The organism is Ruegeria sp. O5 (genome assembly GCF_056535105.1).
This window is the reverse complement of the sequence record NZ_JBQERN010000009.1, coordinates 1-21,942: the sequence shown is the minus strand read 5'-3', so window position 1 is coordinate 21,942 and position 21,942 is coordinate 1. Positions and strand designations below refer to the sequence as shown.

Annotated in this window: 24 protein-coding genes; 19 read left to right on the top strand and 5 right to left on the bottom strand. The window is 59.0% G+C overall.

Annotated features, from left to right (window positions below):
- Positions 1-4 precede the first annotated feature (4 nt).
- The gene (locus ACR0M3_RS12530; protein WP_267364127.1) at positions 5-472 is read left to right on the top strand and encodes a hypothetical protein; all 468 of its coding nucleotides are present in this window, start codon (positions 5-7) and stop codon (positions 470-472) included.
- A 22-nt stretch (positions 473-494) separates the two neighbouring features.
- Here the strand turns inward: ACR0M3_RS12530 and ACR0M3_RS12525 are convergent, their stop codons facing one another.
- The 4 genes from ACR0M3_RS12525 to fsa form a co-directional block, all read right to left on the bottom strand.
- A complete protein-coding gene (locus tag ACR0M3_RS12525; RefSeq protein ID WP_480483981.1) occupies positions 495-1,190 on the bottom strand; it encodes a CDP-alcohol phosphatidyltransferase family protein in 696 nt (231 codons plus the stop codon).
- A 69-nt stretch (positions 1,191-1,259) separates the two neighbouring features.
- Entirely contained in the window at positions 1,260-2,180 is a 921-nt protein-coding gene (locus ACR0M3_RS12520) for a tyrosine recombinase XerC (protein WP_480911075.1), read from the bottom strand.
- On the bottom strand, positions 2,177-2,884 hold the full coding sequence (locus ACR0M3_RS12515) for a DUF484 family protein (RefSeq protein WP_480483979.1): 708 nt from the start codon (positions 2,882-2,884) through the stop codon (positions 2,177-2,179). The genes ACR0M3_RS12520 and ACR0M3_RS12515 overlap by 4 nt, the downstream gene beginning before the upstream one ends.
- Positions 2,885-3,081: 197 nt before the next feature.
- Positions 3,082-3,735: a fructose-6-phosphate aldolase gene (gene fsa / locus ACR0M3_RS12510; protein WP_209505487.1), complete on the bottom strand. Its 654-nt coding sequence runs from the start codon at positions 3,733-3,735 to the stop codon at positions 3,082-3,084.
- Between the two features lie 88 nt (positions 3,736-3,823).
- On the opposite strand from fsa, the gene ACR0M3_RS12505 reads away from it, so the two are divergent.
- The 4 genes from ACR0M3_RS12505 (at position 3,824) to ACR0M3_RS12490 (ending at position 8,727) form a co-directional block, all read left to right on the top strand.
- Positions 3,824-6,019, top strand: a complete 2,196-nt coding sequence (locus ACR0M3_RS12505; protein WP_480911072.1) for a primosomal protein N' — start codon at positions 3,824-3,826, stop codon at positions 6,017-6,019.
- Positions 6,020-6,104: 85 nt separating this feature from the next.
- Complete coding sequence (locus ACR0M3_RS12500) at positions 6,105-7,337, top strand: MFS transporter (RefSeq protein ID WP_480473741.1); 1,233 nt, start codon at positions 6,105-6,107, stop codon at positions 7,335-7,337.
- Positions 7,338-7,402: 65 nt separating this feature from the next.
- Entirely contained in the window at positions 7,403-8,281 is an 879-nt protein-coding gene (locus ACR0M3_RS12495) for a 50S ribosomal protein L11 methyltransferase (RefSeq protein ID WP_480911070.1), read from the top strand.
- Between the two features lie 89 nt (positions 8,282-8,370).
- Positions 8,371-8,727 carry a hypothetical protein gene (locus ACR0M3_RS12490; RefSeq protein ID WP_480911068.1) on the top strand — a complete coding sequence of 119 codons (357 nt, stop codon included), beginning with the start codon at positions 8,371-8,373 and terminating at the stop codon, positions 8,725-8,727.
- Positions 8,728-8,833: 106 nt separating this feature from the next.
- Here the strand turns inward: ACR0M3_RS12490 and ACR0M3_RS12485 are convergent, their stop codons facing one another.
- Positions 8,834-9,049, bottom strand: coding sequence for a DUF1127 domain-containing protein (locus ACR0M3_RS12485; protein WP_267364114.1), 216 nt, complete (start codon positions 9,047-9,049; stop codon positions 8,834-8,836).
- A 333-nt stretch (positions 9,050-9,382) separates the two neighbouring features.
- On the opposite strand from ACR0M3_RS12485, the gene ruvC reads away from it, so the two are divergent.
- From ruvC to ACR0M3_RS12415, 14 genes are all read left to right on the top strand, one after another.
- Positions 9,383-9,880: a crossover junction endodeoxyribonuclease RuvC gene (ruvC, locus tag ACR0M3_RS12480; protein WP_209598197.1), complete on the top strand. Its 498-nt coding sequence runs from the start codon at positions 9,383-9,385 to the stop codon at positions 9,878-9,880.
- Positions 9,877-10,554, top strand: coding sequence for a Holliday junction branch migration protein RuvA (ruvA, locus tag ACR0M3_RS12475; protein ID WP_480507047.1), 678 nt, complete (start codon positions 9,877-9,879; stop codon positions 10,552-10,554). Before ruvC ends, ruvA begins: the two co-directional genes overlap by 4 nt.
- Before the next feature lie 4 nt (positions 10,555-10,558).
- Positions 10,559-11,578, top strand: coding sequence for a Holliday junction branch migration DNA helicase RuvB (gene ruvB, locus ACR0M3_RS12470; protein WP_267364110.1), 1,020 nt, complete (start codon positions 10,559-10,561; stop codon positions 11,576-11,578).
- 64 nt (positions 11,579-11,642) lie between these two features.
- Complete coding sequence (locus tag ACR0M3_RS12465) at positions 11,643-12,266, top strand: hypothetical protein (RefSeq protein ID WP_480870758.1); 624 nt, start codon at positions 11,643-11,645, stop codon at positions 12,264-12,266.
- Positions 12,263-12,646 (top strand): tol-pal system-associated acyl-CoA thioesterase, encoded by a 384-nt coding sequence (ybgC, locus tag ACR0M3_RS12460; RefSeq protein ID WP_480538577.1) that lies wholly within the window; start codon positions 12,263-12,265, stop codon positions 12,644-12,646. Before ACR0M3_RS12465 ends, ybgC begins: the two co-directional genes overlap by 4 nt.
- Positions 12,647-12,755: 109 nt before the next feature.
- Positions 12,756-13,451, top strand: coding sequence for a protein TolQ (tolQ, locus tag ACR0M3_RS12455; protein WP_209505518.1), 696 nt, complete (start codon positions 12,756-12,758; stop codon positions 13,449-13,451).
- A 2-nt stretch (positions 13,452-13,453) separates the two neighbouring features.
- The gene (tolR, locus tag ACR0M3_RS12450) at positions 13,454-13,930 is read left to right on the top strand and encodes a protein TolR (protein ID WP_480483970.1); all 477 of its coding nucleotides are present in this window, start codon (positions 13,454-13,456) and stop codon (positions 13,928-13,930) included.
- 9 nt (positions 13,931-13,939) lie between these two features.
- Complete coding sequence (locus tag ACR0M3_RS12445) at positions 13,940-15,043, top strand: energy transducer TonB (RefSeq protein WP_480911066.1); 1,104 nt, start codon at positions 13,940-13,942, stop codon at positions 15,041-15,043.
- Positions 15,040-16,359: a Tol-Pal system beta propeller repeat protein TolB gene (gene tolB, locus ACR0M3_RS12440; RefSeq protein WP_480911065.1), complete on the top strand. Its 1,320-nt coding sequence runs from the start codon at positions 15,040-15,042 to the stop codon at positions 16,357-16,359. The genes ACR0M3_RS12445 and tolB overlap by 4 nt, the downstream gene beginning before the upstream one ends.
- A 72-nt stretch (positions 16,360-16,431) precedes the next feature.
- Positions 16,432-16,941: a peptidoglycan-associated lipoprotein Pal gene (gene pal, locus ACR0M3_RS12435; protein WP_267364104.1), complete on the top strand. Its 510-nt coding sequence runs from the start codon at positions 16,432-16,434 to the stop codon at positions 16,939-16,941.
- Between the two features lie 4 nt (positions 16,942-16,945).
- Positions 16,946-17,770, top strand: a complete 825-nt coding sequence (gene ybgF / locus ACR0M3_RS12430; RefSeq protein ID WP_480911221.1) for a tol-pal system protein YbgF — start codon at positions 16,946-16,948, stop codon at positions 17,768-17,770.
- On the top strand, positions 17,761-19,020 hold the full coding sequence (gene tilS / locus ACR0M3_RS12425; protein ID WP_480911063.1) for a tRNA lysidine(34) synthetase TilS: 1,260 nt from the start codon (positions 17,761-17,763) through the stop codon (positions 19,018-19,020). The genes ybgF and tilS overlap by 10 nt, the downstream gene beginning before the upstream one ends.
- 75 nt (positions 19,021-19,095) lie before the next feature.
- On the top strand, positions 19,096-21,012 hold the full coding sequence (gene ftsH / locus ACR0M3_RS12420; protein ID WP_267367030.1) for an ATP-dependent zinc metalloprotease FtsH: 1,917 nt from the start codon (positions 19,096-19,098) through the stop codon (positions 21,010-21,012).
- A gap of 101 nt (positions 21,013-21,113) precedes the next feature.
- Positions 21,114-21,710, top strand: a complete 597-nt coding sequence (locus tag ACR0M3_RS12415; RefSeq protein WP_480911218.1) for an MOSC domain-containing protein — start codon at positions 21,114-21,116, stop codon at positions 21,708-21,710.
- Positions 21,711-21,942 lie beyond the last annotated feature (232 nt).

Sequence of the window (21,942 nt, the reverse complement as noted above, 5' to 3'; positions counted from 1 at the left end):
TTGAATGAGCACCGAAAAAGATCGCGCAGCCCAGAAGAAGGCCATTATCGACCGGTTGATGTCGCTTGAGGCAGAGGAGCTTGCAACGGCGCAGGCCCATTACGATGCATTTCTGAAGGATGCCCAACTGGATGACCGGGAAGGCCACGACAAGGATGACATAGCCGCATCGCGCGAAAATGCCGATCTGGCAGCTGCATTTGACGCGCCTGTTCATGCGCATCATGCCAAAATCGATGTGATTGAGAATACCGATTTTGGTCTGACAGATACAGTCAGGCCGGGATCGGTGATCAGGTTCAACAACCGCAGCTTTGTCGTCTGCGTTTCGACGACCCGGTTCGAGGTGGGTGGAGATACATATATGGGGATCTCGACACAAAGCCCGATCTACCTAGCCATGGCGGGCCTGCAAGCAGGCGACGTCTTTACCCATAACGGTACTGAATTTGAGGTTCAGGACGTTCTTTAAATCCGGTCCGGCAGCGCTCGTGTCAGGTACGGCGCTGCGGAACAACCTGTTGTGCGATACCCGCAAATGTCAGGTACAGGCTGGCGATGACCAGACCCCAGTGGGCCCAGCTTTCGGGATGAAAATCGACCCATGCGGCCCAGCCCGCAAAGAACGTCCAGGCAAGGGCGACCGGCAAGGTCAGACTGCGCCAACGCTCGGTGCGCACGGGGTGAACGAATTTCAAAGGTAGAAACATCGCAAGCGACAGCAGCGTGACCAGCAGCAGGATGATCCAGAAATTGGGCTCCAGTGCGAAGATCACGACAACGAACATGTTCCAGCATCCGGGAAAGCCGGAAAAGGAATTGTCCTTTGTTTTCATCCGGGTGTCCGCGAAATACATCGCGCTGGCAAAGGTGATGACGATGATTGCGAACCAGCCGGTCCATCCATCCATCAATCCGGATTTGAACAGCGCAAAGGCTGGGATGAACACATAGGTCAGATAATCGATGATCAGATCCAGCAAGACGCCGTCAAACTCGGGTGCGTTTTTCTTGACGTGATAGTGCCGCGCCAACGGGCCGTCGATGCCATCGACAATGAAGGATACAACCAGCCAAAGGTACATGAGGCTCCATTTCTCTTCCACGGCGGCCAGCATGGCCAGCATTGCGAAAACAGCACCAGTGGCAGTGAAGAGATGTACGGCAAGAGCTTTGAATCTGAGTGTCATGCTAGGGTCATGACCGATGCACGCCAGAGATGCAAACCAAAAGCCCGAGGTTTCTGTTCGATGTGTCGGTCACGCCTTTGGATGCGCACGGTTGTAGACCTCCATCAGCCGTGCGGTATCCACGGCGGTATAGGTCTGTGTGGTTGACAATGAGGCGTGTCCCAACAGTTCCTGAATGGCTCGCAGATCTCCTCCGGCGGACAGCAGATGGGTGGCAAAGCTGTGTCGCATGGCATGAGGCGTGGCGGTTGAAGGCAGCCCCAGTTGCATACGCGCCTTGGCCATGACGCCCTGAATCGCGCGCGGGTTCAGCGGACCGCCACGGGCGCCCCGGAATAGGGCGGCGTTCTTCGCTTGCGGGTGGGGGCAAAGTTGCAGATACCGGTCAACCGCGTCTCGGGCGGCTGGAAGAACCGGAACGATCCGTTCCTTGTCGCCCTTCCCGACAATGCGCAATGTCTCGGGCAGGGGCGCGTCTGCACCGGTCAGGGACAAGGCCTCGGATATCCGCAGGCCGCATCCATAGAGCAGCGTGACAACCGCAACATCACGGGCCGCGACCCAGTCGGACACAGATTGCAGCTCGACCGTGTCAATCATGGCGAGCGCGGCGTCTTCGGCCAGAGGGCGGGGCAGTTTCTTGGTGAATTTGGGCGCGCGGGTCGACAGAACGGCGGTGGGTTCAAATCCCTCTCGCTCGGCCAGCCAACGATAGAAGCTTTTGACGGCGGACAGTTTGCGCGCAAGGGATCGCGCGCCGATATCCCCGCTGCGCTGATCTGCCATCCAGGCGCGCATGTCCGAGACGGTGATCCGTTCCAGCGCCTTCAACCCTTGTCGTTCCCCGTGATGAAGGGTCATGAAAGACAAAAACTCGGTGACATCGCCGCGATAGGCGGTCTGGGTGTTCTGGGACCGCCCCGCCAGCGCGCCCAGAGTGTCCAGCCAGTGCTGGAGCGCGTCGCGGCAAGCAGGTGAGATAAGGTTCACGACAGCCAGTGGCGCATCGAGCGTTCGAATACGCCGGAAAAGAAGGTGAGAAGATCGGTGCCGAGTTGCGGTGTGAAATGCCGCGGATCACGGGCCCCCATGACGATCATGCCCGGCAGGCGACCCGGACCGAGGTCCAGCTTCAGGCAGGCTTCCGAGCGCAACTGATCCGCCAGCGCGCCGAAAACACGTCGGTTCGGCTGATGAGTTTCGCGCAAGGTCACGTCGCGGACAGGGCCGCCGCGACCATTGGTCAGGTATTGGTTGATGAAGCCGGGCTCTGCGATCGTCAGAACGCCTCCAAGCCTGTCGATGGCAGGATCGTTCTGAGCCACGGTGGTTTCCAGAACCAGCGTGATATGGTCAACCCGCAGGATATTTGCGACATCGGCGCCAAGGGCACGCAGGAAATCCTCGAATTCGACGGGTTCCAGCAAGCGCAAAATCGCGCGGTGTACCTGATTGGTGCCTGCAAGGTTTTCATAGGCCGCAGCGATGACCGAGCGGTGGGTATCTTCCAACCGGTCCAGCCGCGCCTCGAGCCGCTGCATGGCAATGCCGCGCAGATCGATCACATTATCACCCCGGGCGCGTTCGTTCGCGGCCACAAGGGCTTGCATCAGGTCCTTGTCGTCCAGAACGACGTCGGGCTCGGCCAGAATTGCCGCGCGGAGATTATCCTCGAGTTTGGGATTGCTGCTCATGTCCTGTCCGGTCTTTTTTTGTTGGGCGGGTTATAGCATGCCGAACCGGATTTGCCTTGGGAAAAATGCACGCAAGAGTGGATTTCCCCGGATGCTGTGGCGGATAGGCTCCCGCCTGCCACGCCTGATCACAGATCAGGCATTGGGCCGTTGGGCCGGGCGCGGCGCCTGATAGCGCCGCGCGGTTGCACACCAGATCAGAGGATTTTCTGACCGGTTTTGGCCCAGTCTGCCAGAAAGGTTTCCAGACCTTTGTCGGTCAGCGGGTGATCGGCCAGTTTCTTGATTACGGCTGGCGGCGCGGTGATGACGTCCGCACCAATGCGGGCACTTTCGGTGACGTGGTTCACGGTGCGGATCGAAGCAGCCAGAATTTCGGTTTCGAATCCGTAATTGTCATAGACCTGACGGATGTCGGCGATCAGATCCATGCCATCCAGGTTGATATCGTCCAGACGGCCGATGAAGGGCGAAATGAAGGTCGCACCTGCTTTTGCAGCCAGAATCGCCTGATTGGTCGAAAAGCACAGGGTGACGTTGACCATCTGCCCTTCGTCGCTGAGCGTCTTGCAGGTTTTCAGACCGGCCCATGTCAACGGAACCTTCACGGCGATATTCGGGGCAATCTTGGCCAGCTTGCGGCCTTCGGCGATCATGTCGTCAGCTTCGGTGGCGACAACTTCGGCGGAAACGGGACCGTCGACCAGATCGCAGATCTCCTTTGTCACTTCCAGAATGTCGCGGCCCGATTTCAGGATCAGCGAGGGGTTGGTGGTCACGCCGTCCACCATGCCCAGATCGTTCAGTTCAGCAATGGCGTCGATCTCGGCAGTGTCTACGAAGAATTTCATGAGGGCAGTCCTTTGATGGGTTGGCCTTGGTCGCGGATGGCTTTACCTCAAAGAGAGCCATGCTGGAACCCCCTGCAAAGGATATGCTGTGAGCGCTAACGGATTTTTCGACGAGGGAGAGCTGATTGCGGTGCTGACAACGCAACCGCTGGACCGGACGTTGGATTACAAAGCGCCGGAAGGAGGATGCTTTCTGGGTGCGTTTGTCGAGGTGCCACTTGGTCCGCGCAAGGTGTTGGGCGTGGTCTGGGGGCCGGGGCAGGGCGGTTTCGATCTGAACAAGGCGCGATCGGTGATCCGTCTGCTGGAAGTTGCACCGATGCGCGAGGAAATGCGGGCATTCCTCGGCAAGGTTGCCGACTATACCCTGACACCGATGCCCGCGATGCTGCGGCTGGCGACCCGCGCGCCGGGGCTGGGTGACCCGCCGTCCATGCGCAAGATCTATCGTTTGGGAGCCACCCTGCCAGACCGGATGACCGACGCCAGAACCCGTGTACTTGACGTGTTGCGCGACTATGGCGGGTTGGCATTCACGTTAAAGGAACTGGCGGAACAGGCAGGGGTAACTTCGTCCGTTGTCAAAGGCTTGGTCAAGCAAGGCGCGGTTCGTGAAGAAGACAGCCCGCGCGACCTGCCGTATCCGCATCTTGATCCCGATTTGCCGGGAAAGGACCTGACCGAAGATCAGGCAAGTGCGGTTGCGCAGCTTCGCGCCGGGCAACGGACGGGGAATTACGGCACGACGCTGCTGAAAGGCGTGACGGGTTCCGGCAAGACAGAAGTCTATCTGGAGGCCGTGGCCGAAGCGCTGCGCATGGGGCGGCAGGCGCTTGTCCTTTTGCCTGAAATTGCGCTGACCGCAGAATTCCTGACACGGGTTGAGGCGCGGTTTGGCGCGCGCCCTGCCGAGTGGCATTCGGGCGCGACCATGACTGAACGCAGGCGAGTCTGGCGGATGGTCGGGCAGGGGGAAGCTCAACTGGTTGTTGGCGCGCGGTCAGCCCTGTTTCTGCCATATCGCGATCTGGGGCTGGTCGTGGTCGACGAGGAACACGACACCTCGTACAAGCAGGAAGACGGGGTGCATTACAGCGCGCGCGACATGGCGGTCCTGCGGTCGGCCATCTGCGGCGCGCGGGTGATTCTGGCAAGCGCAACCCCCTCGCTGGAAAGCTGGGCAAATGCTGAGGCAGGTAAATATGATCGGATCGACCTGACTTCGCGCTTCGGCGCGGCAGTGTTGCCCGAGATGAAGCCCATCGACATGCGGGCCGAACAGATGCAGGCCGGAACGTGGATATCTCCGACTTTGCGGCAAGCGGTGCAGCAGCGGATCGAGAAAGGCGAGCAGTCGCTTTTGTTCATCAATCGTCGGGGATATGCTCCTGTAACCCTGTGCCGCGCCTGCGGGGAACAGATCGCTTGTGACCATTGCGACGCGCGCATGGTCGAACACAGATTCCTGAAGCGCCTGATGTGCCACCAATGCGGCGAGACCAAGCCGATGCCCGAGATCTGTCCTTCCTGCGGGGTCGAGGGCAAGCTGGCTCCGGTGGGGCCGGGCATTGAGCGTTTGGCCGAAGAGGCCGAGGTGACTTTCCCCGAGGCCAAAATTGCCATGCTAAGTTCTGATCTTTTCGGCTCAGCCCGCGCACTAAAGGCCAAGATCGAAGAGATTGCGGCCGGGGATGCCGATATCGTTGTCGGAACGCAGCTGGTGGCCAAGGGGCACAACTTTCCCAAGCTGACATTGGTGGGGGTGATCGACGCGGATCTAAGTCTGCATGGCGCAGACCTGAGGGCTGCCGAGCGAACATTTCAGTTGATGCGGCAGGTTGCGGGGCGTGCCGGTCGGGCTGAAAAACCGGGGCAGGCGCTGTTACAGACTTTCCAGCCGGAACACCCGGTGATCCGGGCGATTCTGTCGGGTGACGAAGAGGGCTTTTGGAAGGCCGAGGCCGCCGGTCGGCAAGCGGCCGGTGTGCCGCCTTATGGACGTATGGCGGGGATCGTGTTGTCGGGCCCCGAGGTCGGCCCGGTCTTTGACATCGGCAATGCCATGGCGCGCAACGACGGTCCATTGCGCCAGATCGGTGCACAGGTGTTTGGCCCCGCCCCGGCGCCGATTGCCCGTATTCGCGGACGTCACCGTGTCCGCCTGTTGGTCAAGGCACCCAAGGGCGCACCAATCCAGGATGCTATCGCCCGTTGGATTGCCCCGTTACGCCTGAAAGGCGATATCCGCCTGACCGTCGATATCGATCCACAAAGCTTTTACTGACGGTGACGTCTGCATTAACGCAGGGCCATTGTGCGCCGGTCGCTTCCCCCTCGCCAAAGTTGGGAAATGGGCGTAGAGGATTCTCATGCTGAAACCTATGCCCCTTGCCGAGGCGCAGAGCCTTCCGTTCTGGCGTCGTCCTGTCACGCTTCTGTTCGTGATGGCCTTGACCATGCCCATCGCGTTTAATGCGTGGAGCGCGCTGTTGAACAACTTCGTCATTGAGGCAGCGAATTTCGACGGGGCCGATATCGGCCTGCTACACACGGTGCGCGAGATTCCGGGCTTTCTGGCGGTCGGCGTGATTGCCGTCATCATTTTCATTCGCGAGCAGGTGCTGGCCATGATCTCGCTGATGATGCTTGGGGTCGCAACGGCTTTTACGGCCTGGTTCCCAAGCCTTGGCGGATTGCTGTTCGTGACCTTGTTCAGTTCAATCGGGTTTCATTACTATGAGACTGTAAACCAGTCGCTTCAGTTGCAATGGCTTCCCAAGGATCGCGCGCCGCAGATATTGGGATGGCTGGTCGCAATGGGCTCGGCTGCAACGATGGTGGTTTACGGGCTGATCGTTCTGACCTGGGAGCGGTTCGATCTGTCCTATAACTTTGTCTTCATGGCTGCTGGCGGTGCAACAGCTTTGCTAGCCCTGTTTTGCCTGTTCGCCTTCCCGCAATTCGATGCCCCCACACCGCAAACCAAGAAACTGATCCTGCGCCGTCGATACTGGCTATATTACGCGCTGCAATTCATGGCCGGTGCGCGGCGACAGATCTTTGTCGTCTTTGCCGGGTTCATGATGGTCGAGAAGTTCGGCTTTGAAGTGCATGAGCTGACCAGCCTGTATCTGATCAACCTGATGATCAACATGATGGTTGCTCCGTTGCTGGGTAAAGCGGTGGCCAAGTTTGGCGAACGGCGCACGTTGATCTTTGAATACACCGGTCTGGCGATCGTGTTCGCAGCCTATGGTGGCATCTACTGGTTTGGCTGGGGCGTGCTGTTGGCGGCGACGCTCTATGTCATCGACCATGTGCTGTTTGCGCTGGCGCTGGCGCTGAAAACCTATTTCCAGAAAATCGCCGATCCGGCGGATATTGCGCCAACTGCCGCAGTCGCGTTCACGATCAACCATATCGCTGCTGTTTTCCTGCCCGCGTTGCTGGGTTTGCTCTGGGTCATGTCGCCAGGCGCCGTATTTGGCCTAGCGGCGGCGATGGCGGTCGTTTCTCTGCTGCTGTCCCTGCTGGTTCCACGCCACCCGGAACCGGGCAATGAGACCGTCCTGAGCAAATACGCGCCAGCCCCGGCGGAATAGGTCGCAAGCTTGACGTTGGCGGCGCACCGTCCTACGCGCAGTGCCAACTGAAACAGGAGTTCCCCATGCCCACATTCACTGCGCTGACCACGCTGACAGGTAAGAAAGCCGCCGAAGGTTTGGGCGAAGCGATGGAGCGGCTGGAGCCCGAACCAACCGGCGTCGGTGTGTTCGAGGTCGAAGATGGCTCGGGCCTGTGGGAAGTGGGTGGATATTTCACCGAAGCCCCTGACGAGGCCGCACTGGCCGTTCTGGCAGTTGCCTTTGAAGCCAAACCTTTTGTTGTGTCGGAATTGCCTGAAACCGATTGGGTGGCCCATGTGCAGCGAGAGCTTGCCCCGGTTGAGGCGGGCCGCTTTTTTGTCTATGGCAGCCACGATGCCGACAAGCTGCCCGACGGTCGCATTCCACTGCTGATCGAGGCGGCAATGGCCTTTGGTACCGGGCATCATGGCACCACGCTGGGATGTCTGAAAGCTCTGGACCGGTTGTTGGATGAAGGATTCAGTGCCTCGAAAGTAGCGGATATCGGTTGCGGCACGGCCGTTCTGGCCATGGCGGCAGCCCGGGTATGGGATGGCGATTTCATTGCCAGCGATATCGACGAAGTGGCCGTTGAAGTGGCCGAAGCCAACCTGAAGGCAAACGGTATGTCCGGCGCGGTTCGGTGTGTTGAAGCCGCAGGTTTCGATCATCCCGACCTCAAGGCACACGCACCCTACGATCTGATCTTTGCCAATATCCTCAAAGGGCCTTTGGTGGCCTTGTCACCCGAAATGGCAGCGAATCTCCGCCCAGGTGGGCATGCGATCCTGTCGGGAATCCTTAACGAACAGGCCGATGACGTGGTTTCCGTTTATTCACAAAACGGGTTCAATCAGACCTATAGGGCCGAGATTGGTGAGTGGACGACCCTAATTTTAACCAAACAGGGCGCGAATTAGGCTATTTGCAGGAGTTTTATAGGTTTTTGCCACGTTTTTGTCGCAATCTCTTTTTACCGTTTTCTGAATGAAGTCGAGGGGGGCGGTTTTTGGAGGCTGCCATGACGGGTAAACAACTGGAGTTCAATCAGCGCGTAAATCGCCTGAACAAGAAACACCAAAAGATGAGCCGTGGCTATCGTGCGACGATGCGCAAGGATGGCCTGGTTGTGATGAGGCCGCAGCGGGTGAGCTCGGCGGTGCCAGCAAAGGTGCTGCTGCTTACGCTTGTGGGTTTCTTCGCCTTCAAAGCATTTCTTTTGTCCCACCTTGGCCCGACCGGCTATCAATATCGGATCGACAGCCTGAACGAAGGTACGCCAGTCGAAAAAGCCGGTGCCTGGGTGATGCAAATCGACCCTGTGTCGCAAGCCCTCGCCGCTCAGCTGAACAAAGTTTTCTACTAATCCGCTCCCTCGGATTAAAAAAACACCGCGTACCCTTATGGTGCGCGGTGTTTTTGTGTGCCCCTCAAGGGAGGAGGAAGGGGCAAATAAGCGTAGTGGCCGGTTCTTAGCGGCGACCTTCGGCGATGGAGTCGATGTCACCACGGCACAGGCCGATATCGTCCAGTTCGCGGTCGGTCAGACCGGTCAGCGCGTTGCGGGTTACGCGGGCGTCATTCCATTCAACTGCGGCGTTAACGGCCGACACGAAAAATGCGCCGATACGGCCAACAAGGCCGAACGAGCCAGTGGTAGCGACGCGGGTTGTGTCCAGTGCAGCCATATCCTGTTTCCTTCTGGTTAGTGTTCACATTGCATTTCTGCGATCTGCGGGGCATCTAGTGCTGTCATTTCGTTAGCACAAGTTCAGTTTTTGCATGTGTCCTATGCGTTTTCTGCAAGGCTTCACGAAGCTGTAATCCCCTTTAACAATTGGTGAAAAAGCCTTTGGGAAAGTGTCGAATTCAGACTTCACTGGGTCGCAAAATGCGCCCGAAGTCGCGCCTGAGACACGCGTGTCGTTTTCAGCCCTAGGGTCAATTCGCTTGGAAAATGTTCACGCTTCGTGCTAGGCGTTGAAAAAAGATCACACAACCCGAGCAGGCCGAGGCAAAATATGCGAATTCTGGGCATCGATCCGGGGCTTAGAACCCTGGGATGGGGCGTCATCGAATCAAATGGCAGCCGCCTGAGCCATGTGGCCAACGGGTTGTGCAAATCGGATGGGGACGATCTGGGCGAGCGGCTGCTGTCGCTGCACAATCAGATTGTCGAAGTGATTGCGGATCACAGACCCGACCAGGCTGCTATCGAACAGACATTCGTGAACAAGGATGGGGCCGGAACCCTCAAATTGGGGCAGGCGCGTGGTGTGGCGTTGCTGACGCTGGCACAGGCCGGTTTGCCGGTGGGGGAGTATGCACCCAACCGGGTGAAAAAGACCGTGGTGGGCGTGGGTCATGCCGAGAAAGAGCAGGTTTTGCATATGGTCAAACTGCAATTGCCGGGCTGTTTGCCGAAAGGGGCCGACGCGGCGGATGCACTGGCGATTGCGATCTGCCATGCCTATTACGGGAAAACGCAACAGGCGCGTGTGAAAGAGGTGCGGGCATGATCGGCAAACTGACAGGGCGGCTGGATTACCGCGCGGTGGATCATGTGCTGATCGATGTTCGGGGCGTCGGCTATCTTGTCTATTGTTCCGACCGAACCTTGGCGGCATTGCCGGGGGCGGGCGAGGCGGTCTCGATCTACACTGACATGGTCGTCCGCGAAGACCTTATGCAGCTTTACGGGTTTCTGTCGCTTGTCGAGAAAGAGTGGCATCGCCTGCTGTGCTCCGTTCAGGGGGTCGGCGCGAAGGTGTCGCTGGCGATCCTGAGTGCATTGGGGCCCGACGGTGTCAGCCGCGCAATTGCCCTGGGGGACTGGGGTGCTGTCAAGGCGGCCAAGGGCGTCGGGCCAAAAACCGCCCAGCGGATCGTGTTGGACCTCAAGGACAAGGCACCCGGAGTGATGGCCATGGGCGGCACGATTGCTCAGGCGATGGACGGGCCGGAACTTGAGGTTGTTGAGCCGAATGATTCTACACCCGCGCCGAGACGTGTTCCGAAACCGCCATCGGGTGCCGCGGCCGCGTCTGCCGGGGCGTTGTCGGCGCTGGCCAACCTTGGATATGGGCCATCCGAGGCGGCAGGTGCCGTGGCTGAAGCGGCTGCAAGCCAGCCGGATGCGGACGAGGCTGATCTGATCCGCGCGGCCCTCAGGCTGCTGGCTCCGAAAGGGTAAGTGAATGGTTGACGCTGATCCCACCCTGCGCCCGGAGCCCCTGCCGGAAGACAATGACCGCGCTTTGCGTCCTCAGGGGCTGGATGAATTCATTGGTCAGGCTGAGGCGCGTGCCAACTTGCGCATCTTTATTCAATCCGCCCGGCAACGCGGCGAGGCGATGGACCACACCTTGTTTCACGGACCTCCGGGGTTGGGTAAGACGACCCTCGCACAGATCATGGCGCGTGAACTGGGGGTGAACTTTCGCATGACCTCTGGCCCGGTTCTGGCCAAGGCGGGGGATTTGGCGGCGATCCTGACCAATCTTGAATCGCGGGATGTGTTGTTCATCGACGAGATTCACAGGCTCAACCCGGCGGTGGAAGAAGTGCTGTACCCGGCGATGGAAGATTTCGAGCTGGATCTTGTTATCGGCGAAGGCCCTGCTGCGCGCACTGTACGGATCGAGTTGCAGCCATTCACACTGGTGGGGGCCACCACGCGGATGGGCCTGCTGACAACGCCCTTGCGTGACCGGTTTGGTATCCCGACCCGGCTTCAGTTCTACACGGTTGATGAATTGCACGAAATTGTCACTCGGAACGCGCGAAAACTGGGCGCGCCTGCGGATAACGATGGTGCGCGCGAAATCGCGCGCCGGTCGCGCGGAACGCCACGTATCGCCGGGCGATTGCTGAGGCGTGTTGTGGATTTCGCGATTGTCGAAGGGGACGGGCGGATCACACGGGACCTTGCCGATGGTGCCTTGACCCGTCTGGGCGTCGATAATCTGGGCCTTGATGGTGCGGACCGGCGGTATCTGAAGCTGATTGCCGAAAACTATGCAGGTGGCCCGGTGGGGATTGAAACCCTGTCTGCCGCGCTGTCCGAAAGCCGCGACTCGCTTGAGGAAGTGATTGAGCCCTATTTGCTGCAACAGGGGCTGATCCAGCGTACTCCGCGCGGGCGGATGTTGGCGCAGAAGGCGTGGACGCATCTTGGGATGGCCGCGCCCAAGCGGCAAAGCGATCTGTTCGGTTGAAGCCAGCGCGCTTAGATTTTATGCCTTTCGGCGAGAGTATTTTTGAAAAGATGAAGGGCTGGCGGTGACACCGGAAGAAATTGAAGCGCTGTTCACACGCGAAAGCGGCGAGTTTCTGTTTGCGCGCTGGGGGCGGCCTATTGTTCCGATCGTTTTCGGCGTCGAAGACGAGACGCTGGCCACCGTAAAAGGGGCTTTCGAAGCCGTTGTCACGCTGGCCGGTCACCAAATGGCCGAGACGGACCCTGAGCTTGGCGCGAATTGCATGGTTTTCTTTTTCCGGGACTGGCAGGAGCTGCTGGAGGTACCGGACCTTGATCGATTGATCCCGGATCTGGAACCTTTGGTCGCGCGTCTGGTCGCGGCAGATGCAAACCAGTACCGCATTTTCCGGTTCGAAGAAGATGGCGCGGTCCGCGCGGCGTTTGTGTTTCTGCGCATGGACAAGGAATTGTCCAAGGTTCCGGCGGAAACCCTTGCGCTCAATCAGGTCGTGCAGACCATCTTGCTCTGGTCGGACACTGCATTTCGCAATCAATCTCCACTGGCAATCGCAGGTGAGGCCACGATCCTGCGTCCCGACATCGCGTCCTTGATCCGGGCGGCCTATGATCCGGTTTTGCCACGGGCGGCACAGGATGCCTCGCATGCGTTAAGGCTGTTTGCCCGACTGGAGGCGTTGCAATGAAACACACCTACCCCATCCGCGTGTTTTATGAAGACACCGACATGGGTGGGGTTGTCTATCACGCGAACTACCTGCGCTATATCGAGCGCGCGCGCTCGGACTGGGTGCGTAATCTGGGCAATGACCAAAACGCCATGCGGGAGGAGGGCATTGTTTGGGTCGTGCGGCGGGTCGAGGCCGAGTATCTGGCGCCTGCAAGGTTTGATGATGAATTGATTGTTGAAACCGAGGTCACCGAAATCTCGGGCGTGCGTCTGACTATGGCGCAGCTTGTTCGCCGCGGTGAGACCGAAATATTTCGTGCATCTGTCACGGCTGTTTGCATCAATAAAGCGGGCAAACCGATCCGATTGCCGGCAGAGATTCGCGCATTGATGTAACAATTTGCGGACCATGGGTGGTTCTGTTGGCTTTTCATGACCAACTGAGATAGCGTTTGGCAAAACAAGGCCAAACGAACGGCCATCAGGCAAAACAAAGAGCAGGTTCATGGAAGCTGAAACGCTGGCGCTGGCGCAGGAGATCGACTTCTCCATGTGGGGGCTGTTTGCCCGCGCGACCTTTATCGTCAAACTGGTGATGCTGGTACTTACCGGCGCATCCATCTGGTCCTGGGGGATCATCATTCAGAAGCTGATCAACTATCGCGCGGCCCGACGCGAGGCGCAGGTTTTTGATGAAAGCTTCTGGTCGGGCAACCCGTTGGATGAGTTGTTCGAGCAGATCGGGACGCAGCCGGATGGCAGCTCGGAAAAGATCTTTGCGTCAGGCATGATCGAATGGCGCAGGTCGCATCGAAATGACGGCGGGCTGATTGCCGGGGCAACCGCGCGGATCGACCGGTCGATGGATGTCGCCATCGCGAAAGAGGCGGAAACCCTGCAAAAAGGTCTTCCCATTCTGGCAACTGTCGGCTCCACGGCTCCGTTTATCGGGCTGTTTGGCACCGTTTGGGGCATCATGAATGCATTCATCGAGATTGCCGAACAGCAAAACACCAACCTTGCCGTTGTGGCCCCCGGTATTGCCGAGGCGTTGATGGCGACAGGGTTGGGCCTTTTGGCGGCGATCCCGGCGGTGATTTTCTATAACAAACTCAGCGCCGATAGTGACCGGATCGTTGGCGGCTATGAAGCCTTTGCGGATGAATTCGCAACCATTCTGTCGCGCCAGTTGGACAGCTGACGATGGGCGCTGCGATCCAGCAATCTTCGAACGGCAATGGGCGCAGACGTGGTCGGCGTCGCGGTCGCGCGCAGCCGATGGCCGAGATCAATGTGACGCCATTCGTGGATGTCATGCTGGTGTTGCTGATCATCTTCATGGTGGCCGCGCCATTGCTGACGGTCGGTGTTCCGGTCGATCTGCCCAAGACCGCAGCCAGTGCGCTGCCCGGCGACAATGAAGAGCCTTTGACCGTGACCCTGACCGCAGACGGCCGCGTGCAGATCCAGACCACCGACGTGTTGCGCGAAGAATTGATTGGCAAGCTGCGTGCCATTGCGGCAGAGCGGAGCAGTGACCGGGTTTTCCTGCGGGCCGATGGCGCAATCCCTTACGCACAGGTGATGCAGGTCATGGGTGCGCTGAACGCGGGCGGGTTTTCCAACGTTGGCCTTGTGACCGATACCGGCGGGCCGACGCTGGATGAAGGTGGAGAGTGAGGTCGCACGGTGGATACCGGCACCAAGATTTCAGCGATTGCGCATGTCAGCCTGATCGGATGGGCGATGTTCGGCGGCACCTTCCGGTCCGAACCGTTGCCGATGGCTGTGCAGGATGTCTCTGTGATCACGGCTGAACAATTCGCGGCCATGACGGTCCAGCGGGATGCGCCGGAACTCCCCGAAGTGCCGACCGCGTTGCAGCAACCGCCCGAGCCGGAGGCTGTGACCAAGCCCCCGGAACCCGAGAGTGACGAACAGCCCCGCCCTGAACCTGTTGCACCGGCTGAACCGGAACCAGAGCCAGAGCCCATCATCGTGGAAGCGCCGCCAGAACCCGAGGTGCCTGACGAGCCTCCGGTTCTGACGGAACCTCAGGTTGAACCTGTTGCACAGCCTGCGCCGCCCGGTCCGGAGGCACAGCCGCGCCCATCAGACCGCGTCGCGCCCGAGGCAATAGCTCCGCCACCGCCCGAGGCAAAGCCTGATGATTTTGAAACGCCTCCGGTATCCCTGGATGAAGGCGCAGAGGTTCAACAGGAACAGCAGGATCAGACCGCGCCGCAAGAGGCAGCCCCGGAGATTGTGACCGAGGCCGAGGAAACCAAGGACCAGTCGCCCCTGACATCTCCGCGACCGCGCGTGCGCCCAAACCGGCCAAGCCCGCCGCCGGAACCCGCAGTGGCCAAAACGCCTGAGGCGACCCCGGAACCTGAGAAACAAACCGATGAAACGGCAATCAACGACGCCCTGGCCGAAGCCTTGGGCAGCGGGTCCGAACCTTCTGGCCCACCGCTGACCAGCGGAGAGAAAGACGCGATGCGACTGGCTGTCTCTGGGTGTTGGAATGTGGGTTCCTTGTCCACGGATGCGCTGAACACTGTGGTTGTTGTCGCGTTTTCACTGAACCGTGATGGTACGGTCGTCGGTGGCAGTGTTCGGATGCTGGACAGCTCTGGTGGCTCTGCCGGAGCCGTTAAACAGGCCTACGAGGCTGCGCGACGCGCTATTTTGCGCTGCGGGGCCAAAGGATATGAATTGCCTGCTGACAAATACGAACATTGGCAGGATGTTGAGATTACATTTAACCCCGAGAGGATGCGGATCAAATGATGAAGCTTCTGACCAGCCTCTTTGTCGGCCTGACACTGATGTCTGCGCCGGTTTATGCACAGAACGGGCCTTTGCGTCTGGAACTGGATGAGGGGATTATCGAACCCTTGCCCTTTGCCGTTCCGAATTTTGTGCCGGACAGTCCGGCCGCAGCACAGTTCGCGCAGGATATCTCGCGCGTGGTGGCGGCTGACCTGACCGGGACCGGGTTGTTCCGCGAAATCTCCTCGGATGCGTTCATCAGCCGGGTCAGCAGCTTCGAAGCTCCGGTTCAGTTTGCGGATTGGAAGGCGATCAACGCTGACGCGCTGGTCACCGGCGCTGTCAATGTGTCCGGTCAGAAACTGACGGTCCGGTTCCGGGTGTGGGATGTGTTTTCGGGCCAGGAACTGGGCAATGGCCTTCAACTGGCAGGTACCACAGACGGGTGGCGGCGCATGGCGCACAAGGTGGCCGATCAGGTCTATAGCCGGATCACAGGTGAAGGCGGTTATTTTGACAGCCGCGTTGCCTTTGTTTCGGAAAGCGGGCCGAAGGACCAGCGCCTGAAGCGTTTGGCGATCATGGATTACGATGGCGCGAATGTGCAGTACATGACCGACAGCGCCGCAATCGTTCTGGCGCCCCGGTTCTCACCCACCGGTGACCGGCTGCTCTATACCAGTTATGAAAGCGGCAGCCCGCGCATTTACGTGACTGAAGTCGGGCGCCCGAAACCACGGGAACTGAAGACGCAGGACGGAACGATGAGCTTTTCGCCTCGGTTCTCGCCGGATGGCCGGTCGATTGTCTATTCGCTGATTCAGGGCGGCAATACCGATCTGTGGAAGATGGATATCGTTTCGGGTCAAAGCACGCGCCTGACCAACACGCCCGCAATTGAAACTGCCCCCAGCTATTCACCCGATGGCAGCCGGATCGTCTTTGAAAGCGACCGCTCCGGCACGCCGCAATTGTACGTGATGGCAGCAAACGGGGGCGAAGCCACGCGGATCAGCTTTGGTGCAGGTCGCTATGGTACCCCGGTCTGGTCACCGCGCGGCGACCTGATCGCCTTTACCAAGCAGAACCAGGGCCGGTTCCATATCGGCGTGATGCGCATCGACGGGTCAGAAGAACGTTTGCTGACAGCGTCTTTCCTGGATGAAGGCCCCACCTGGTCGCCTAATGGCCGGGTCATCATGTTCACCCGCGAAACGCAGGGGGCCAGTGGTAGGGCATCGCTTTACTCGGTGGATATCTCGGGCAGGAACCTGCGCCCGGTACGTACACCGGACGGCGGCAGCGATCCGTCCTGGGGCCCATTGCAGAATTGATCGCAGCAAAGTTCACAACAAATCGTCCCTGTGGTAGACAGGCGGCAATAAACATAACACGAGGCACCTGAAATGAACGTATTGAGCAAAGTTCTGGCGCTGGGCGCGCTGAGTGTGATCGCCGCCTGCACAAACAATGACCCCTCAGCCTTGGGTGGCGGTGGTGGTAGCGGAGGCATTGGATCCATTGTCCCCGGATCACCGAGTGATCCGCGCTCGCCCGCGTATTTCCAGCAAACAGTCGGGGACCGTGTCCTGTTTGCCGTTGACCAGTCAACCCTGTCGCCCGAGGCGCAAACAGTGCTGCAAGGGCAGGCGGACTGGCTGCTGGCCAATCCGGATTTTGTCGCAACGATCGAAGGCCACGCGGATGAGCAGGGCACGCGGGAATACAACCTTGCGCTGGGCGCACGCCGGGCGAACGCTGCGCGTGAGTACCTGATTTCGCGCGGTGTTGCGGGCAGCCGCCTGAACACCGTGAGCTATGGCAAGGAACGCCCGATCGAGATTTGCAGCACCGAGGAATGTTATTCCAAGAACCGCCGTGCGGTAACGGTTCTGACCGGGTCAACTCTGGGGTAAGATGATGCGCATTGCAGGATGGGTTTTGGCGGCGGTTGTGGCGACGGCTGGTGTAGCACAGGCACAGGATCAACAGACCCTTGCGGACATCCGTCAGGAACTGACGGTGCTACATGTGGAAATTCAGCGTTTGAAACGCGAATTTTCCACTACGGGTTCACCCGCACCTAACCTGTCCGGCAGTTCGGTCCTTGAACGGGTGGATGCCATCGAGGCCGAATTGCAGCGCCTGACCCGCCAGACCGAGCAATTGAACCAGCGGGTGCAGAACATTGTCACCGACGGCACCAACCGCATCGGTGACCTTGAGTTCCGGCTGGTTGAACTGGAAGGCGGCGATTTGTCGACGTTGGGTGAGACCTCGACACTTGGTGGTGACACGGCCACTGTGATAACCGGACCAACAAGTATCGAAACGCCAACGGCAACTGATCATGGTGAACTGGCCATAGGTGAACGCGCTGATTTTGACGCAGCTTCGCAAGCGTTGGCCGACGGCGATTTCCAGACTGCTGCCACGTTGTTTGCGCAGTTTGAAACAAGCTATCCCGGCAGTCCGCTGGCGCCCGAAGCCAACCTGAAACGCGGTCATGCCCTAGAAGGGATTGGCGACACACGAGAAGCAGCCCGGGCATTCCTGGCCAGCTTCACGGGTGATTCCGAGGGAGCATTTGCACCCGAGGCACTGTACGAACTGGGCGCGGCGCTTGGCCGTTTGGGACAGACCGATCAGGCCTGCATCACGCTTAATGAGGTCGGAGTACGCTTTCCTTCTGCGCCAGAGTTTTCGAGCGCCACGCAGGAGATGACCGCGTTGGGATGTACTTGAACCATCACTCCGGCAAACTACTTGCGGACCTGCGCGCCCGGCTACCCGAAACACTTCCGCGCAAGTTGGGGATTGCAGTTTCGGGAGGCGGGGATTCCGTCGCCTTGATGCATCTTTTGCATCAGGTGGCGCAAGATGAGGCCATCACCTTTTTCGTTGCCACGGTCGACCACGGTTTGCGACCCGAATCCGCGTGCGAGGCCGAAACCGTATCCCGGCAGGCGGCTGCGTTGGGGATGTCTCATGATACGCTGCGTTGGTCGGGATGGGACGGTACCGGCAACTTGCAGGACCGGGCACGTCAGGCGCGATATGATTTGTTATCCGAATGGGCGAAGGGCCGCAGAATCGATGCCATTGCGCTGGGCCACACCGCAGATGATCAGGCGGAAACACTGCTGATGCGGTTGGGCCGATCATCCGGGGTCACGGGCCTGTCTGGCATGTCGGCTATTCGGAAACAGAGGGGTCTGACGTTGCTGCGTCCGATGCTGGGGATCACCCGTGAACAGCTGCGCACCTATCTGACTGAGGCTGGCGTAGCATGGGTGGACGATCCTTCGAATCAGGATGCCCGTTTCGATCGGATCAAGGCGCGCGAAGCTTTGGGTGGGCTGGAACCTTTGGGAATTGATGCGCTTTCATTGTCCCGCGTGGCGGACAATCTGGCGCAGGCACACACGGCACTTGGCCTCTGTGCGCAAGAATCCGCAGGGTCCGTGGCGCAGGTGGATCAAAGTGACGTGAGGGTGAACAGGGCTGGATTTACCGCGTTGCCCCTTGAGATTCGGCGTCGTGTCCTGCTGGGAATCCTCTCATGGATTGCCGGGTCGGGTTATCCTCCACGTCAGGCGGCAGTGGATCAGGCAATGGATGCAGTTGCGAATGGGCAATCGGGGTCAGTGGGCGGTTGTCTGATTGTTCCACAAGGCGGGAGTGTTTGGATTTGCAGGGAATTTAATGCCGTGAAATCTCAGATCGCGGCGCCCGGTGCTGTGTGGGATGGCAAATGGCGGCTCAGCGGACCGGCAATAATGGGCGCAGAAATCCGCGCTTTGGGCGGTGAGGGGTTGCAACAGGTGCCCGAGTGGCGTGCAACCGGGCGTCCCAGGATAGCGTTGACGGCGACGCCTGCGGTTTGGATTGCGGACAGGGTGCTGGCCGCCCCGCTTGCGGGGCTCGCGAATGGTTGGCAGGCCAGGCTTGCGTCAGATTGGCCCGAGTTCCACGCATCTTTTTTATCGCATTGAACATACGACAATCCTCTCTATTTTAAGAGGTAACTTGGCAGCGTCTCACCTGCCGGAACTTTTAGGAGAATTTCCTTGGGCAACGCTCGCAATATCGCGTTTTGGGTCGTTTTGTTCCTGCTCATCCTTGCACTGTTCAATCTGTTCAGTGGACCGGGCGGAACGCTTCAGAGCAACGAGAAAACCTATTCCGACTTTGTCGGTGCCGTCCAAAGCGGTGAAGTCAAGAACGTGACCCTGGATGGTGAACAGATTCGCTATACCCTGCAAAGCGGTGCCAGCTATGTCACGATCAAACCCGGCGACGCCGAAGTGACCAAGCTTCTGATCGAGGAAAACATCCCCGTTCAGGCCGTAAAACAACAGCAATCAGGCTTTCAGTCGTTCCTGATCACGCTGCTGCCTTTCCTGCTGCTGATCGGTGTCTGGGTCTATTTCATGAACCGGATGCAGGGCGGCGGCAAAGGTGGTGCGATGGGCTTTGGTAAGTCCAAGGCCAAGATGCTGACCGAAAAGCATGGCCGCGTGACCTTTGACGATGTTGCCGGTATCGACGAGGCCAAGGAAGAGCTGGAAGAGATTGTCGAATTCCTGCGCAACCCGCAGAAGTTCAGCCGCCTTGGTGGCAAGATCCCCAAGGGCGCGCTGCTGGTTGGCCCTCCGGGTACCGGTAAGACGCTTCTGGCCCGTGCCATTGCGGGTGAGGCGGGCGTGCCGTTCTTCACCATCTCGGGTTCGGATTTTGTCGAAATGTTCGTTGGCGTGGGTGCGTCCCGCGTGCGCGACATGTTCGAGCAGGCGAAAAAGAATGCGCCCTGTATCGTGTTTATCGATGAGATTGACGCTGTGGGTCGTCATCGCGGCGCCGGGTATGGTGGCGGCAACGACGAGCGGGAACAAACGCTCAACCAGTTGCTGGTCGAAATGGACGGGTTTGAGGCCAACGAAGGTGTAATCATTCTGGCAGCGACAAACCGCAAGGACGTTCTGGACCCCGCGCTGCTGCGACCGGGCCGGTTTGACCGTCAGGTCACAGTCGGCAACCCGGACATCAAGGGCCGCGAGAAAATTCTGGGCGTTCACGCACGCAAGACGCCGCTGGGCCCCGATGTTGATCTGCGCATCATCGCGCGCGGTACGCCCGGCTTCTCGGGTGCGGATCTGGCCAACCTCGTGAACGAGGCCGCGTTGATGGCCGCGCGCGTGGGTCGTCGCTTTGTCACCATGGAAGATTTTGAAAACGCCAAGGACAAGGTGATGATGGGGGCCGAGCGCCGCTCGATGGTGCTGACGCAGGATCAGAAGGAAAAGACAGCCTATCACGAAGCGGGTCATGCTGTTGTTGGTCTGTCACTGCCGATGTGCGATCCGGTCTACAAGGCGACAATCATACCGCGCGGGGGTGCGCTGGGTATGGTGGTTTCGCTGCCGGAAATGGATCGCCTGAACTATCACCGGGATGAGTGCGAACAAAAGCTGGCGATGACCATGGCGGGTAAAGCTGCCGAAGTCATCAAGTATGGCGAAGATCACGTGTCGAACGGCCCTGCCGGGGACATCATGCAGGCCAGCCAACTGGCACGCGCCATGGTGATGCGCTGGGGTATGTCGGACAAGGTCGGCAATATCGACTATGCCGAGGCGCATGAGGGATACCAGGGCAATACTGCCGGGTTCTCGGTATCGGCTCATACCAAGGAACTGATTGAAGAAGAGGTAAAGCGCCTGATCCAGCAAGGCTATGAACAGGCGCACAAGATTCTGACTGATCAGAACGAGGAATGGGAACGTCTGGCCCAAGGTTTGCTGGAATACGAAACACTGACCGGTGACGAAATCAAACGCGTCATGAACGGGGAGTCGCCCGGCGACAGTGATGACCGGAACGACAAGTCAGACGAGGGCAGTGCGCCCAGCGTGACAGCCATCCCCAAGACCAAGGCGAAGAAATCACCGCCTGAGGGTGGGATGGAACCTGAACCGACAGCATAACCAGCAAGAACCCGGGCTCTGCCCCGGGTTTTTTTTATCTTTCCATCAGAGCGTTACTGGGCATTATGCGCTGGCAGGCACCAATGGGAAGGGAAGCACGTATGCCGCTTTTGCGGGAAACCGAATTTGCAGCCGAAGTTCTTTGGCTGGGCCTTGTTCCTGCCGGCGGATCGCTTCGTGCCAAGCCCGTTGAGTTGCTGGATCTTGGGTTTGAGGGCGTGAAAGGCGAACGGCACGAAGGTCTGAACCGTGCGTCCTGTGTTCGGGTCTCGAACCTCTATCCCAAGGGCACTGAAATCCGCAATGTTCGTCAACTGTCGGTGCTGTCCTTGGAAGAGTTGCAGCAGATCGCGCAGAACATGGGGCTGGACCAGCTTGACCCGTCTTATCTGGGCGCATCCATAGTGCTGAAAGGTATTCCGGATTTCTCGCATATTCCGCCGTCCTCGCGTCTTCAGGCGGTCAACGGGCTGACGATCACTGTGGATATGGAAAACGCACCCTGCGTACTGCCCGGTCGCGAAATCGAAGCGGATCATCAGGGGTATGGTGCAGGGTTTAAACCTGCTGCCGTCGGGCGTCGCGGTGTCACGGGTTGGGTCGAACGTCCTGGGCGCATTCAACTGGGCGATCACCTCAAGCTCTTTGTTCCGGACCAGCCTGCCTGGAGCCCTGAAAATATGCAGGTTTCCGATTAGTTACCGATGAAGTGACCTGACGACGCTTCGCGACGCCAGAATGTCGGAATCCATGGCTAATCAGATTGTACACAAGGGTATGGAATGCGTAGCGCCGACGTTGGACGTCGGTTTTGCACGGTATTCAATCAAGGACCCCGGCCAATGAGCTATAAATCCGACATCGAAATTGCGCGTGAAGCGAATAAGAAGCCGATCCAGGAGATCGGCGCGAAGCTTGGAATATCCAGTG